Source organism: Pinisolibacter sp. DMC100 (assembly GCF_056313705.1).
Map to the genome: position 1 here is coordinate 1,742,536 of NZ_JBQUZT010000001.1, position 15,103 is coordinate 1,757,638.

11 protein-coding genes are annotated in these 15,103 nt (G+C 69.1%); 8 read left to right on the forward strand and 3 right to left on the reverse strand.

Annotation, left to right across the window (positions count from 1 at the left end; translation table 11 throughout):
* Window positions 1–258: 258 nt before the first annotated feature.
* Window positions 259–2,262, forward strand: a complete 2,004-nt coding sequence (locus ACT541_RS08065; RefSeq protein ID WP_476135722.1) for a potassium transporter Kup — start codon at window positions 259–261, stop codon at window positions 2,260–2,262.
* Between the two features lie 81 nt (window positions 2,263–2,343).
* Here ACT541_RS08065 and ACT541_RS08070 read toward each other — a convergent pair whose 3' ends face one another.
* Complete coding sequence (locus ACT541_RS08070) at window positions 2,344–2,547, reverse strand: YgaP family membrane protein (protein ID WP_476135724.1); 204 nt, start codon at window positions 2,545–2,547, stop codon at window positions 2,344–2,346.
* Window positions 2,548–2,769: 222 nt separating this feature from the next.
* Between ACT541_RS08070 and ACT541_RS08075 the strand changes: the two genes are divergently transcribed.
* Both ACT541_RS08075 and ACT541_RS08080 read left to right on the forward strand, forming a co-directional pair.
* The gene (locus ACT541_RS08075; protein WP_476135726.1) at window positions 2,770–3,816 is read left to right on the forward strand and encodes an efflux RND transporter periplasmic adaptor subunit; all 1,047 of its coding nucleotides are present in this window, start codon (window positions 2,770–2,772) and stop codon (window positions 3,814–3,816) included.
* Complete coding sequence (locus ACT541_RS08080) at window positions 3,813–7,076, forward strand: efflux RND transporter permease subunit (protein WP_476135728.1); 3,264 nt, start codon at window positions 3,813–3,815, stop codon at window positions 7,074–7,076. The genes ACT541_RS08075 and ACT541_RS08080 overlap by 4 nt, the downstream gene beginning before the upstream one ends.
* 84 nt (window positions 7,077–7,160) lie before the next feature.
* Here ACT541_RS08080 and ACT541_RS08085 read toward each other — a convergent pair whose 3' ends face one another.
* A complete protein-coding gene (locus ACT541_RS08085) occupies window positions 7,161–7,976 on the reverse strand; it encodes a GntR family transcriptional regulator (protein ID WP_476136067.1) in 816 nt (271 codons plus the stop codon).
* Window positions 7,977–8,296: 320 nt separating this feature from the next.
* On the opposite strand from ACT541_RS08085, the gene ACT541_RS08090 reads away from it, so the two are divergent.
* Both ACT541_RS08090 and ACT541_RS08095 read left to right on the forward strand, forming a co-directional pair.
* Window positions 8,297–9,694 (forward strand): class II 3-deoxy-7-phosphoheptulonate synthase, encoded by a 1,398-nt coding sequence (locus ACT541_RS08090; RefSeq protein ID WP_476135729.1) that lies wholly within the window; start codon window positions 8,297–8,299, stop codon window positions 9,692–9,694.
* 182 nt (window positions 9,695–9,876) lie between these two features.
* Entirely contained in the window at window positions 9,877–10,680 is an 804-nt protein-coding gene (locus tag ACT541_RS08095; protein ID WP_476135730.1) for a DODA-type extradiol aromatic ring-opening family dioxygenase, read from the forward strand.
* Here the strand turns inward: ACT541_RS08095 and ACT541_RS08100 are convergent.
* Window positions 10,662–11,162 (reverse strand): Lrp/AsnC family transcriptional regulator, encoded by a 501-nt coding sequence (locus ACT541_RS08100; RefSeq protein ID WP_476135732.1) that lies wholly within the window; start codon window positions 11,160–11,162, stop codon window positions 10,662–10,664. The two genes, ACT541_RS08095 and ACT541_RS08100, sit on opposite strands and share 19 nt — an antisense overlap.
* A gap of 131 nt (window positions 11,163–11,293) precedes the next feature.
* Between ACT541_RS08100 and ACT541_RS08105 the strand changes: the two genes are divergently transcribed.
* The 3 genes from ACT541_RS08105 to ACT541_RS08115 all read left to right on the forward strand — a co-directional run bounded on the left by ACT541_RS08105 (window position 11,294) and on the right by ACT541_RS08115 (window position 15,096).
* Entirely contained in the window at window positions 11,294–11,932 is a 639-nt protein-coding gene (locus tag ACT541_RS08105) for a LysE family translocator (protein WP_476135733.1), read from the forward strand.
* Window positions 11,933–12,084: 152 nt separating this feature from the next.
* On the forward strand, window positions 12,085–13,362 hold the full coding sequence (locus tag ACT541_RS08110) for a PAS domain-containing protein (RefSeq protein ID WP_476135735.1): 1,278 nt from the start codon (window positions 12,085–12,087) through the stop codon (window positions 13,360–13,362).
* Between the two features lie 9 nt (window positions 13,363–13,371).
* Complete coding sequence (locus ACT541_RS08115; RefSeq protein ID WP_476135736.1) at window positions 13,372–15,096, forward strand: NAD+ synthase; 1,725 nt, start codon at window positions 13,372–13,374, stop codon at window positions 15,094–15,096.
* Window positions 15,097–15,103: the final 7 nt, after the last annotated feature.

Here is a 15,103-nt window from a genome sequence, read left to right on the forward strand (position 1 = left end):
TCCCTCCGAAGTAGGGATTTCGCGCGATTTGACCCCCGCTCGGCGCGGGGCTATTTTCCGCCGCGTCTGGAGGTGCGGCGAAACGGTCGCACCCGGACGAGTGAAGCCGGGGAGCGAAGAACCAGACCCACACGAGGCGATGCGCGATGCGGAGGGGCGATCCGCGATCGACGTTTCGCCGTCTCGCCGACGGGCGCGGCAAACCGCCCGCGCCGCGACGTAGGTTCGAACCGCACCCGTTTCTCCCGGGAGAGGGCCATGGCCCAGAGTGAACAGGAAGTCCCGACGGCGGGTGACGCCGCTTCGGAAGCGCACGAGACGCCCATCGACAAGGCTCCCGCGGCACCGGCGACCCCGGCCGACGGCCCCTGCGCGCCCGCGGCCCCGGCCGACGGCCGCGGCGGCCACGGTCACGGTGCGGGCCACGCCGGCCTGCTCGCCGCCCTCGGCATCGTCTTCGGCGACATCGGCACGTCGCCGATCTACACCCTCGGCACCGCCTTCAAGGTCGGCGTGATCCAGCCGGTCCCCGCGGACATCCTCGGCTTCCTGTCGCTGATCATCTGGTCGCTGATCATCGTGGTCGGCATCTGGTACGCGATCTTCATCATGCGCGCCGACAACCGCGGCGAGGGCGGCATCTTCGCCCTGATGGCGCTCGCCCATCGCGCCCGGCCGGAACTCGGCACGGTGATCGCCGTGCTCGGCATCATCGGCGCCTCGCTGTTCTACGGCGACGCGGTGATCACGCCGGCGATCTCGGTCCTCTCGGCGGTCGAGGGCATCGCCGTCGCCGCGCCGTCGCTCGAGCCGGTGGTCCTGCCGCTGGCGGTGGTGATCCTGACGACGCTCTTCGCCGTCCAGCGCGGCGGCGCCTCCAAGGTCGGCGGCTGGTTCGGCCCGATCATGCTCGGCTGGTTCGGCCTTCTGGGTTTCCTCGGCCTCAAGCAGCTGATGCTCTATCCGGGCGTCCTGTGGGCGCTCGACCCGTGGTACGGCATCGCCTTCATCGCCAACGGCGGCTGGCACGTCTTCGCCATCCTCGCCGTCGCCGTCCTCGCGGTGACCGGCGCCGAGGCGCTCTATGCCGACATGGGCCACGTCGGCCGCGATTCGGTGCGCAAGGCCTTCGCCTTCGTCGTCGTGCCGGCGCTGATCCTGGTCTATCTCGGCCAGGGCGCCCAGGCGCTCGCCGATCCGCTGCACGGCCACGACGATCCCTTCTTCCAGATGGTCGGCCCGGCCTTCCAGCCGGTGCTGGTGGTCTTCGCCACCATGGCGACGGTCATCGCCTCGCAGTCGGTGATCTCCGGCGCCTTCACCGTCACCCATCAGGCCGCCCATCTCGGCTTCTGGCCGCGCACCGACACCCGCCACACCTCGGCCTCCGAGCGCGGGCAGATCTACGTGCCGGTCGTCAACATGGTGCTGTTCGTCGCCGTCATCGCGATCGTGCTGATGTTCCAGAAGTCGGAGAAGCTCGCCGAGGCCTACGGCTTCTCGGTGACCGGCACGATGGTCGTCACCTCGCTGCTCGCCTTCATGGTGGCGCGCGGCGTCTGGGGCTGGTCGCTGTGGCGGGCGATCCCGACCGTCGCCTTCTTCATGATGTTCGACGTCGGCTTCTTCCTGTCCTGCGCCACCAAGCTGCTGCACGGCGCCTGGTTGCCGCTGGTCATCGGCATGCTGCTGGTCTTCATCATGGCCGCCTGGCGCATGGGTCGCCTCAGGCTCGCGGCGCGGCGGCGGCACGAGGGCGTGCCGATCAAGATCGCGCTCTCGGCGCTCCGCAGCCCGCGCATCGAGCACGTGCGCGGCACCGCGGTCTACATGATGGAAGACCCGTCGCTGGCGCCGCGGTCGTTCCTGCACAACCTCAAGCACAACAAGGTCGCCCACCAGCAGATCGTCTTCATGTCGATCCAGACGACCGAGGAGCCGTGGGCCGAAGCCGAACGGCGGGTCTCGGTCGAGGAGATCGGCGAGGCCGTCGCGATGGTCCGGGTGAAGTTCGGCTTCATGGAGACGCCGGACGTGCCCGCCGCGCTCGCCGCGTCGGAATGCATGGGCGTCCACGTCGACAAGAAGGACCTGTCCTTCTTCGTCTCGCGCGCCCATCTCGTCGAAGGCGAGGAGCGCGGCCTGTGGACCTGGCTGCGCGGGCTCTTCATCTTCCTCTATCGCAACCAGGCCGATCCGGCGGAGTACTACCAGATCCCGCCCGGCCGCGTGGTCGACCTCGGCGCCCAGATCACCATCTGAGCCCGTCGATTCGAGCCCCGAAACGCCGAGAGCCCCGGTCGACGACCGGGGCTCTCTTCGTCTGCGGGTCTGCCGCCGACCTCACTCGAAGGCGCAGCCGGGCTTGGCGCCGAGCTTCTTGAGGATCATCGCCAGCGGGCAGAAGCCGGTGAAGGCCGCCTGCAGCATGTTGAGGCCGACGAAGGCGGTGAAGAACAGGAAGTACGGATGGACAGTCCAGCCGAGCGCCAGTGAAATCAGGATCATGGCGCCGGCGAAGGCGAGAACGATGCGGTCGATGCTCATGGGGAAACTCCGGAGCGACGAAGCGCCGATGGCGCCGCGTGCGGAAAAGTCGGACACTGCTCCCGGCGCCGGGCTCGGGGAGCTACGAAAGAACCATGCCGCCCCCTTGTTGGATTAGCAAGATCTAATATATACGATCGAAGCAAGAATCCTCGGTCGGGGGGAGAGTGCCGTCGGACGACGGCCGCCTCGATCGGACCCAAGCTTGGAGCACTCCGCGGCATGCCTCGTTCCGTTCCTCTCCTCGATCCGTCGGCCGGCGCCTTCCGTCGACGTGCCGCCGCCTCGCGTGCGGCGCTCGCCCTCGCGCTGGTCCTCTCGGCTTCCGCGGTCGCGGCGGCCGAGGTCGTGACCGTGGCGCCGGTCACGGTCGACGACGCCAAGGAAGTGCTGGCGACGGTGGAGAGCGTGCGCGCGCCGCTCGCCCGCGCCCGCATCGGCGGCACCTTGGAGAAGGTGGCGGTGGTCGAAGGCGATCGTGTGGCGAAGGACGCCGTCCTCGCCGTCGTGGTCGATCCCAAGCTGAGGCTCCAGCTCCAGGCCGCCGATGCCCGCATCGGCGCGCTCGAGGCCAAGCTGACGCTGGTGCAGATGGAACTCGACCGCGTCCGCCAACTGCGCACCACCGGAGCCGCGCCGCAGGCCAAGCTCGACGACGCCCAGACCCAGCTGGTCGTCACCCGAGCCGAGATCGCCGCCGCCCAGGCCGAGAAGTCGGTGCTGGAGCAGCAGGTGGTCGAAGGCCGCGTGCTGGCGCCCGACGAGGGGCGCGTCCTCAAGGTGATGGGTGTCGAGGGCCAGGTGATCATGCCGGGCGAGCCGGTGGCGAGCCTCGCCACCGCGACCTACGTCCTGAAGCTCCGCCTGCCCGAGCGCCATGCCCGCTTCATCCGCCAGGGCGACGCGATCGTCGTCGCCGGCCGCGGCCTCGACCGTGCCACCGACCCCCGCCCGATCGCCGGCAGGATCGTCCGCGTCTATCCCGAGCTCGACCAGGGCCGCGTCGTCGCCGACGCCGAAGCCCCGGGCATGGGCGACTATTTCGTCGGCGAGCGCGTGTCGGTCTTCGTCTCGACCGGCAAGCGCGAGACCTTCGTCCTGCCGAAGGACGCCGTGATCAACCGCGAAGGCCTGACCTTCGTCCGGCTCGAGGGGCTCGGCGAGGTCCCGGTCCAGATCGGCGTGCCCCGCCCCGCGACCGGCGATTCGCCGGCCGGTGTCGAGATCCTGACCGGCCTCAAGGCCGGCGACCGGGTGGTGCGTCCATGAGCGGTCCCAACGATCACGCGAGCGGAGCCGAGCCTTCGAAGAAGGCCCTCGGCCTCGCCGGCCACCTGACGGCGGCCTTCATCCGCTCGGCCCTGACGCCGCTGCTGCTCTTCGCCTCGATCGCGCTCGGTTCGCTGGCGCTGATGTCGCTGGCGCGCGAGGAGGAGCCGCAGATCTCGGTGCCGATGGTCGACGTCCTGGTCCAGGCCGACGGTCTGGCCGCCGACGACGTGGTCGAGCTCGTCACCAAGCCGCTCGAGAGCGTGCTGAAGGGCATCGACGGCGTCGAGCACGTCTACACCTATTCCTACGACGACCGCGTCATGGCCGCCGCCCGCTTCATGGTCGGCACCAAGTCGGAAGACGCCATCCTGCGCGTCCACGAGAAGCTGCGCGCCAACTACTCGCGCATGCCGCTCGGCATCCCCGAGCCGCTGGTCGTCGGCCGCGGCATCAACGACGTCGCCATCGTCACGCTGACGCTGTCGCCCAAGCCCGCCGTCGCCGACCGCTGGTCCGACAACGCGCTGAAGAAGCTCGCCGACAAGCTCCTCTCCGAACTCGTCAAGATCGACGACGTCGGCCTCACCTACACGGTGGGCGGCCGCGCCGACCAGATCCGCGTCGAGCCCGATCCCGAGAAGCTCGCCCGCTACGGCATCGCCCTCAACGACCTCGTCGAGAAGGTCAAGAACGCCAACCGGTCGTTCCTGCTCGGCACGCTGCGCGACGCCGGCCGTCAGGTGCCGGGCGCCGCCGGCCAGACGCTGCAGGGCATCCCCGACGTCGGCCTGCTGCTGCTGACCACGCGCGACGGCCGTCCGGTCTACGTCAAGGACGTCGCCGACGTGGTCCTCGAAGCACGCCCCGAGGAGGCGCGTGCCTGGACCATGGCGCCCGACGGCAAGGGCGGTCTGACCACCACCCCGGCCGTCACCATCGCCATCGCCAAGCGCGCCGGCGCCAATGCCGTGACCATCGCCAACACGATCGAGCATCGTCTGGCGAAGATCGAGCACGAGATCCTCCCCGAGGACGTCGTGGTCTCCAAGACCCGCGACTACGGCGAGACCGCCGACGAGAAGGTCGGCGAACTGCTGTTCCATCTGGCGCTGGCGACGCTGTCGATCGCCGCGCTGGTCGCCTTCGCGGTCGGCTGGCGCGAAGGTCTGGTGGTGCTGGTGGTCGTGCCCACGACCATCCTCCTCACCATGTTCGCCTCGTGGATCCTCGGCTACACGATCAACCGCGTCTCGCTCTTCGCGCTGATCTTCTCGATCGGCATCCTGGTCGACGACGCCATCGTGGTGGTCGAGAACATCGACCGCCACTGGTCGATGCCCGACGGACGATCGACCGTCGCCAAGGCGATCGACGCCGTGGCCGAGGTCGGCAACCCGACCATCGTCGCGACGCTGACGGTGGTCGCGGCGCTGCTGCCGATGATGTTCGTCTCCGGCATGATGGGCCCCTACATGAGCCCCATCCCGGCCAATGCCTCGGCCGCCATGCTCTTCTCCTTCTTCGTCGCGGTGATGCTGACGCCGTGGCTGATGGTGAAGATGCGCGGCAAGAGCGGCGCTCCGGCCGGTCACGGCGAACACGACGAGGGCGCGCTCGGCCGCTTCTATCGCCGCGTCGCCGGCCCGATCGTCGCGACGAAGGCGAAGTCCAAGCGCTTCCTGATCGCCGTCGGCGTCGCCACCGTCGTCTCGATGCTGCCCTTCGCCACCAAGTGGGTGACGGTGAAGCTGCTGCCCTTCGACAACAAGTCGGAGCTGCAGGTGGTCTTCGACCTGCCGGAAGGCACCTCGCTCGAGGCGACCGACCGCACCCTGATCGAGGCGGCGAAGGCCATCGCCGACGTTCCGGAACTCGCCTCGATCCAGGCCTATGCCGGCACCGCCGCGCCCTTCAACTTCAACGGTCTGGTGCGCCACTACTTCCTGCGCTCCTCGCCGTCGCAGGGCGACCTCCAGGTCAACCTGACGCCGAAGTCCGCACGCGCCCGCCAGAGCCACGCCATCGCCCTCGACATCCGCAAGAAGATCGAGGCCAAGGTGAAGATGCCGGAGGGCTCCTCGGTCAAGGTGATCGAGGTGCCGCCGGGACCGCCGGTGCTTTCGACCCTGCTGGTCGAGGTCTACGGTCGCGACGCCGCCGAGCGGCGGGCCGTCACCGCCAAGGTGCGCGAGGCCTTCACCCGCGTGCCCTTCATCGTCGACGTCGACGACACCGTGCGCGAGCCGGGCGAACGCATCCGCTTCCGTCTCGACGAGGCGGCGCTCGAGTGGCACGGCGTCTCCGAACAGGCGGTCTACGACACGATGCGGGCGATCCTCGGCGGCGTGCCGGTGGGCTATTCCCACCGCGGCGCCGGCGTCGAGCCGATCGAGATCGCCGTCCGCATGCCCAAGGCCGACCTCGCGGTGACCGAGCGTCTGCTCGCCACTCCGGTGCAGGGCGCGCGCGGCAACGTCGAACTCGGTTCGCTCGTCCGCGTCGAACGCGAGAAGGCCTCCCATTCGATCTTCCGCCGTGACGGTCGTCCGGCCGAGATGGTGACGGCGGAACTCGCCGGTGCCTACGAGGCCCCGATCTACGGCATGCTCGCGGTTTCCGACGAGCTGAAGAAGATCGACTGGGGCGCCCACGGCGTGCCCCCGGTGTCGCTCCACGGCCAGCCCGAGGACGAGGCCCGCGCCAGCCTCCTGTGGGACGGCGAGTGGGAAGTGACCTGGGTCACCTTCCGCGACATGGGTGGCGCCTTCGGCGTGGCGCTCGTCGGCATCTACCTCTTGGTCGTCGCCCAGTTCGGTTCGTTCCGCGTGCCGCTGGTAGTGCTGACGCCGGTGCCGCTGACGTTGGTCGGCATCGTCATCGGTCACTGGCTGTTCGGGGCGCCCTTCACCGCGACGTCGATGATCGGCTTCATCGCGCTCGCCGGCATCATCGTGCGCAACTCGATCCTGCTGGTCGACTTCATCCGCCACGCCGCCCGCCCCGGCGCGACGCTGCGGGACGTGGTGCTCGAGGCCGGTGCGATCCGCATCAAGCCGATCCTGCTCACCGCCATCGCGGCGATGATCGGCGCGGCCTTCATCCTGGCCGACCCGATCTTCCAGGGCCTCGCCATCTCGCTGCTCTTCGGCCTCGCCTCGTCGACGGCCCTGACGGTGCTGGTGATCCCGGCGATCTACGTCGTCATGCGCGGCCCCGACAGCCTGCCGGCGGGCCCGGCGGCGGACGAGAAGGCCTGATCGGCGGCTGCGCGCGAGCCGAACGAGAGAGAGGCCCCGGACGGTGACGTCCGGGGCCTCTCTCGTCGTAGGGGGCGTCGCGGGTCAGGCGACGAAGAGTTCGGGTCGCGCCGTGGAGAGGTTCAGCAGCATGGCGGTGTAGGACTCGACATGTGCCTCCATCTCGCGCGCAGCCGCGTCGCCGTCGTGTGCCGCGATCGCCTCGGCGATGCGTCGATGACCGGCATGCGAGGCGCGGACGGCCTCGATGTCGGGTCGGAACGGCTCCTGGCAGCGTCTGATCGTCGCCAGACCGAGGTCGACCTGATGGGCGACCTGCGGATAGGGCAGGGCCAGCGCCAGCGTCATGTGGAACTCGCGGTCGAGCACGAAATAGGCGTCGGTGTCCTCGGCCTCGACGGCCGCGATCTGCCCCGCCAGGATCTCGTCGATCCGCGCCCGCAGGGCCGCGTCGTCGGCCTGCGCCAACCGCCGCACCGCCGCCGTCTCGAGCGCACCGCGCACGAACAGGCTCTCGCGCATCGCGCCGAGGCGCAGCCGCGCGACATAGGTACCGCGTTGCGGATAGATCTCGACGAGGCCTTCCTGCTCCAAGCGCGTCAACGCCGCCGTCACCGGTTGTTTCGATACTCCGAGTTTTTCGCAGACTTCCACCTTGTCGATGAACGTTCCGGGTTGCATGCCGAACGACAGTATTTCGTCCCTGAGCCAGAAATATGCGCGTTCCGACTTGCGAACGACTTGTGAAGCGTCGCTTTCCGCGTCGGTTTGCGATCGCATGCCGCGATACATGTGCCTCTCCCCCGAAGTCCGGCCGAAAGCCCGCCAATTGGCTTTCCCGCCGTTCGTCGACGTCTCTCGACGACCTTCGACGAGGGATGCTAGTCCGATCGTCGTCATGAGGGTATCGGAGCAATTACAGATATTCTCATGTATACGGGCAAACCACAATCGTAGACGAAAGTAAATTTCCGAAATTCGGCCGAATTCGGCCCTGGAATCGCCGTCCTTACGTGAAGCCCCTGATGGTGTCGTCTTTCATCGGTCAAGGCGCCGGTGCGCCGCCCGTGGGCCGCGGCGTGCGTCCGCGGATGTGGCCAAGACGGCGGCGGGCGTGTATAAACCCGCCTCCGGCGGCCCTGGACAGGGGGCGTCCGGGACCCACATTTCCGCGTGAATGGACAAGCGAGCCCGCATGACGACGGGCGGAGGATCTTGAAATGACGAAGTCCGGGAACTCGGCCGACTGGTCGCCGACGAGCTGGCGTGGCAAGCCGATCGTCCAGGTGCCGGTCTATGCCGATCAGGCCCTGCTTCAGGCGGTCGAGGAAGACCTGCGCACCTGGCCGCCGTTGGCGATCGCCGACGAAGTGCGCCGTCTGCGCAAGAACCTCGGCCGCGTGGCCGAGCGCAAGGCTTTCCTGCTCCAGGGCGGCGACTGCGCCGAGAGCTTTGCCGAGCACTCCGCCAATCAGATCCGCGACTTCTTCCGCATCTTCCTGTCGATGTCGGTGGTGCTGACCCATTCGGCCGGTCTGCCGGTCGTCAAGGTCGGCCGCATCGCCGGCCAGTTCGCCAAGCCGCGCTCCTCCGACATCGAGAAGCGCGACGGCGTCGAGCTGCCGTCCTACCGCGGCGACATCATCAACGGCTTCGACTTCACGGCGGAGTCGCGCATCCCCGATCCGCAGCGCATGCGCATGGTCTACCGCCAGTCGGCGGCGACGCTGAACCTGCTGCGCGGCCTCGCCAACGGGGGTTACGCCAAGCTCGAGCGCGTGCAGAAGTGGATGGTCGAGTTCCTCGCCGACAGCCCGGTCGCCGAGCGCTTCTCGGAAGTCGCCGAGCGCATCTCCGAGGCGCTCGACTTCATGGCCGCCTGCGGCCTGACCGCCGAGACCGTGCCGCAGCTGCAGACCGTCGACTTCTACACCTCGCACGAGGCGCTGCTGCTCCCCTACGAGGAGGCGCTGACGCGTGAGGACTCGGTCGAGGGCGGCTGGTACGACACCTCCGCCCACATGCTGTGGATCGGCGACCGCACCCGTCAGCCTGACCACGCCCATGTCGAGTACATGCGCGGCATCGCCAACCCGATCGGCCTCAAGTGCGGCCCGAGCCTCGACATCGACGGCCTGCTCCGCCTGATCGAGGCGCTCGATCCGAAGAACGAGGCGGGTCGCCTGACCCTCATCGCGCGCTTCGGCTCGGAGAAGATCGGCAAGCACCTGCCGGAGATGGTCCGCGCGGTGGCTCGCGAGGGTCGCAACGTCGTGTGGTCCTGCGACCCGATGCACGGCAACACCGTGACCTCGGCGACCGGCCACAAGACCCGTCCCTTCGACAAGGTCCTCTCGGAAGTGCAGAGCTTCTTCGAGGTCCATCGCGCCGAAGGCACCTGGGCGGGCGGCGTCCACCTCGAGATGACCGGCAAGAACGTCACCGAATGCACCGGCGGCGCCGTGGCCATTCAGGAGGCCGATCTCTCCCAGGCCTACGAGACCGCCTGCGACCCGCGCCTCAACGCGGCCCAGGCTCTCGAACTGGCTTTCCTCGTCGCCGAGGAACTCAAGAAGGATCGCGCCGGTCGCCCGGCGCTCGCCGCCGCGGCCGAGTGAGCCCGGCGGACGATCCGCCCCGATACGAAAGGATCGTTCGAGAAGATCGAACGATCCTTTCTCGTTTCCGGGGGGCCGTCGTCGTTGAATTCACGGCCGTCTCGGCCGATTTGTGAAGACGAAAGAGGCCTTCCCGTCACGATCTCCCATCGGACGATCCGGGGTGGCCGAGGATCGTCATCATGACCGACACCGCCACCCCGATCGCGCCGATCTTCGTCTCCCACGGCGCCCCCAACATGATCCTGCACGACAGCGCCACGCGCTCGTTCCTCGCCGGTCTCGGCGGGGCGATGCCGCGGCCGAAGGCGGTCGTCTCGGTCTCCGCCCATTTCATGGCGACACGCCCCGCCGTCGTCGTCGACCCGCGGCCGGAGACCGTCCACGACTTCGGCGGTTTCGAGCGCGAGCTCTACCGCATGCAGTATTCGGCGCCCGGCGATCCGGCGCTCGGCGAGCGCGTGCTGTCGCTCCTCGGCGAGGCCGGGCTCGATCCCGCCCGCGTCGAGAGCCGCGGCTTCGACCACGGCACCTGGGTGCCGCTGAAGCTGATGTATCCGGAGGCCGACATCCCCGTCGTCCAGGTCTCGGTGCAGCCGCGCCGCGATCCGCGCCATCATTTCGAGATCGGCCGGGCGCTGGCGCCGCTTGCGCAGGAGGGCGTGCTGATCCTCGGCTCGGGCTCGCTCACCCACAATCTCCACGCCGCCTTCGGCCCTCTCGGCGGCCTGCGCCCGATGACCGAGGAAGCCGAGCGCTGGGTGACCGACTTCGCCGACTGGGTCGCCGAGAAGGTGGCGGCAAACGACGTCGAGGCGCTGATCGACTACCGCGCCCAAGCCCCCTTCGGCGGTCGCAACCACCCGACCGACGAGCATTTCCTGCCCTTCTTCGTGGCGCTCGGCGCCGGCGGGGCGGGCACGGTGATCCACCGCGAGACCCAGTTCGCGGTCCTCGCCCTCGACGCCTACCGCTTCGCGGCCTGAGCGTCGATCGCATCCGGCAGGTGATCGAGTGGCAGCGGCGCGCCGCTCTTCACCGTCTGGATGGCGAAGTTCGAGCGGATGTCGCTGACCCCCGGCAGCTTCAGCAGCGTGCCGAGCAGGAAGCGCTCGTAGCCGGCGAGATCGGGCACCACCACCTGCAACAGGAAGTCGGCCTCGCCCGAGACGAGGTGGCAGGAGACCACCTCCGCCAGCCCGCCGACCGCGTCGCGGAAGGCGGTCGCCTGTTCGTCGTGGTGGCGCTCCACCTTGACGCCGACGAAGACCGTCAGCCCCAGCCCGACCGCCTTGCGCTCGAGCGTGGCGTGATAGCCGGCGATCACCCCGGCCTTCTCCAGCATCTTCACCCGTCTCAGGCAGGGCGACGGCGACAGCCCGACCGCCTCGGCGAGGTCGACGTTGGAGAGCCGACCGTCGCGTTGCAGGGCGGCGAGAATGCGCCGATCGATGGCGTCGAGCTTCATCCCGGCATGAATCCGTCGTAATTCACAGAAGATTGGCAGGATATGCCGATCGCACGCCGATATGAAGCACGAAACGCAGGGATCGGCCCCGCCCATCGGTGCTATCGCTTCCTCGTCGAGGAGGTGATCCCATGGAAGCCACGAGCCTTTCGGCCTTCGTCGTCGCGTTGGCGCTGGTCTATCTCCTGCCCGGCGCCGACATGATCCTGGTGCTGCAGACCGGCATTCGCGACGGCCGCCTTCCCGCCCTCGCCGCGGCGGCGGGGCTGGCGGTCGCACGTGCCGTCCACGTCGCGCTCGCCGGTGCCGGGCTCGCCGCGCTGCTGCGTTCGGCGCCGGCGCTCTACGACGCCATGCGCCTCCTCGGCGCCGCCTGGATCGCCTGGCTCGGCGTCGAGATCGCCCGTTCGCCCGCACTCCTGTCGGCGCCCGACGCGGCGGCTCCCGCCGATGGCGGTGTCTCGCTCGGTCGTGCCTTCCTGAAAGGCGTCGCCACCAACCTGCCCAACCCCAAGGCGCTGCTCTTCTGTTCGGTGCTGCTGCCGCAGTTCGTCGCCGCCGACGAGAGTGCGGTCGGCGCCCGTTTCGCCCTGCTCGGCGCGGTGCTCGTCGCCGTCGGCATGGCCTTCGATCTCGCCTACGCGCTCGGCGGCACGGCGATCGGCCGCCTCGTCGCCGGCCGGCCGCGCCTGACGCGCCTGCAGGCGCGCGGATTCGGCGCCGTGTTGCTGATTTTCGCCGTCGCGCTGGTCGCCGACCGCGCAGCATGAGAGCGCCGCGCGCGCTACACTCTGAAATTGCGAAATCGTTCGAATTTTAGGGTTTGGATTCGATCGAATCGAACCGATCGACCAATATCGTCGCCGCATGGGAGGTCCGTCGCCGCGTCTTGCGGCACGGCGCGTCGAACGGAGGCGTCGCGATGCACGACGTCGTGGAAGCCGTCAAGAAGGTCGGATACGCACTCGGCGTCGGCTATTGGATGGTCGAACTCGAGCGTGGGCTCGTCTATTGGCCCAAGGGCCTCGGCCGTCCCCGCGGCGAAGAGAGCGAACGCGGTTATCAGGTCGCGCCGCTCGAGAAGCTGATCGCCCGCGTCGTGCCCGAGGACCAGGGGCGCTTTCGTTCCTTCCTCGCCGGCATCCTCGACGGTCGCGGCGACGAGCCCGTCGAGCTCGCCATCCAGGCGACCTGGGGGCCGATCATCCACATCCGCATGGCCGGCCGTCAGGTCGGCACCGGTCGCGACGCCAAGGTGATCGGTCTGGTCGAGGTCACCGAGCACGTCCACGAAGTCGAGCGGCTCGCCAAGAGCCTGTCCTTCATCGTCGAGGCGCTGTTCATCTCCTCCGACAGCGGCATCGTCATCTTCGACGACCAGCTTCGCGTGCGCCGGCTCAACCGCAACGCTCTCGACCTCTTCGGCGTCACCGACGAGGAGGAGACGTCGGGCGACTGGGCCGCCGTCATCGAAAAGCGCATGCCCAAGGGGACGCGCGAGCTGCTGCTCGAGGCGATCCAGAATTCCTCCGCCGTCTCCGGCACCCTGTCGCTCGGTGGTCTCGGCAGTCCGCGGCTCGCCTGGCGTGCCAACCCCTGGGGCGACGGCGTCGGCGACATGTCGGGCCTCGTCATGACCTTCAACGCCAAGTCTCGCGCCGTCGGCACGGAAGTCGGCGATCATCCCGTCGCGGCGCTCGCTCAGGCGATCGAGACGGGCCTGGCGATCGCCGCCGAGGCCGCGCAGCCGCCGGAACTGCCGCCGCCGCCCGCCGCATCGCCGAGTGCCGCCGAGGCCGATGCCCGTCACAAGGCGCTCGAATGGGTGAAGCATCCGATCGTGCTGGTGTCGATCACCACCGGCGAGATCGCCTTCGCCAACCGCGCCGCCCGCGATCTCTTCCGCCTGCCGACCGAAAAGCGGTGCTTCGTCGAGAATCTCTACGATCTGTCGGGCTTCAACTGCGACGTCGACGCCCTCGCGGTGGCCGCCGCCGGCGGACAGGCGTTGCGCCTCAGGCTCGGTGCCCGCGTCGGCCGCATGGTCGACTACGATGCCGACCTGATCTTCGTCGAGTATCACGACACGACGTTGCACGCCCATCCCCATGCGCTGACCCGCGCCGAGATCGCCGACCGCGCCGCGCACAAGGGTGCTTCGCGCAAGCCGCCCGTTGTCGCCCGCCCCGGCGCGCGCTAAGACCGGGGCATGACCGATCGCCTTCTCGTCGCCCTCGCGCAGTCGAACCCGATCGTCGGCGACGTCGCCGGCAACCTCGCCAAGGCGCGTGCCGCCCGGGCCGAAGCCGCGCGTCACGGTGCCGACGTGGTGCTGTTCTCCGAGCTCTTCCTCGCCGGCTATCCGCCGGAAGACCTCGTCCTGAAGCCCGCCTTCCAGGCGACCTGCATGGCCGCGGTCGCCGACCTCGCCGCCGATACCGCCGACGGCGGCCCGGCGGTGCTGATCGGCACGCCCTGGCTCGCCGAAGGGCGGCTGCACAACGCCCATGCGCTCGTCGACGGCGGCGCCATCCGCCATCTGCGCTTCAAGGTCGACCTGCCCAACTACGGCCCCTTCGACGAGAAGCGCGTCTTCGTCCCCGGCGATCTCTCCGGCCCGATGCCGGTGCGCGGCGTGCGCGTCGGCGTGCCGATCTGCGAGGACGTCTGGAAGCCGGACGTGGTCGAATGCCTCGCCGAGACCGGCGCCGAGATCCTGCTCGTTCCCAACGGTTCGCCCTTCCGCCGCGCGGTGATGGACGAACGCTTCTCCGTCGCCGTGGCGCGGGTGAAGGAGAGCGGCCTGCCGCTCGCCTATCTCAATCAGGTCGGCGGCCAGGACGAACTGGTCTTCGACGGCGCCTCCTTCGTGCTCGATGCGAATGCGAACCTCGTCGTGCAGATGCCGGCCTTCCGCGAGGCGCTCGGCCTCGTCGAGTTCCGCAAGGTCTCCGGCCGCTGGGTGCCGAGCCCGGGCGAGAAGGCACTGGTCGAGGAGGGGACCGCCGGCGACTACACCGCCTGCGTCCTGGGCCTGCGCGACTACGTCAACAAGAACCGCTTCCCCGGCGTGGTGCTCGGCCTCTCCGGCGGCATCGATTCGGCGATCGTCGCGGCGATGGCGGTCGATGCGCTCGGCGCCGACCGGGTGCATGCGGTGATGCTGCCCTATCGCTGGACCTCGTCCGACAGCCTCGAGGACGCCGCCGACTGCGCCCGTCGTCTCGGCATCCGCTACGACGTCGTGCCGATCTCCGATCCGGTCGAGGGCTTCCTCGGTGCGCTGGCGCCGATGTTCGCCGGCAAGACCCCCGACATCACGGAAGAGAACCTCCAGTCGCGCACCCGCGGCACCATCCTGATGGCGATCTCCAACAAGTTCGGGCCGATGGTGGTGACGACCGGCAACAAGTCGGAGATGTCCGTCGGCTACGCCACGCTCTACGGCGACATGAACGGCGGCTTCAACCCGATCAAGGATCTCTACAAGACCGAGGTCTACGCCGCCTCGCGCTGGCGCAACGCCAACCGCCCCGAGGGTGCGCTCGGCCCGGCCGGCGAGGTCGTCCCCGACCGCATCATCACCAAGGCGCCGACCGCGGAACTGCGCGAGAACCAGACCGACCAGGACAGCCTGCCGCCCTACGACGTGCTCGACGGCATCCTGACGCGGCTGGTGGAGCGCGAGATGGCGGTCGCCGAGATCGTCGCCGAAGGCTTCGACGAGCCGACGGTGCGCCGCATCGAGCGGCTGCTCTACGTCGCCGAATACAAGCGCCGTCAGGCCGCCCCCGGCGTGAAGATCGGCCACCGCAACTTCGGCCGCGACCGCCGCTATCCGATCACCAACGGCTTCCGCGATCCGGGCGTGAAGCCCGACCTGCCGGCTGCACCGCTGCCGGTGAAGCCGCAGACCGACGTCGTCGACTTCTGACCCGAAC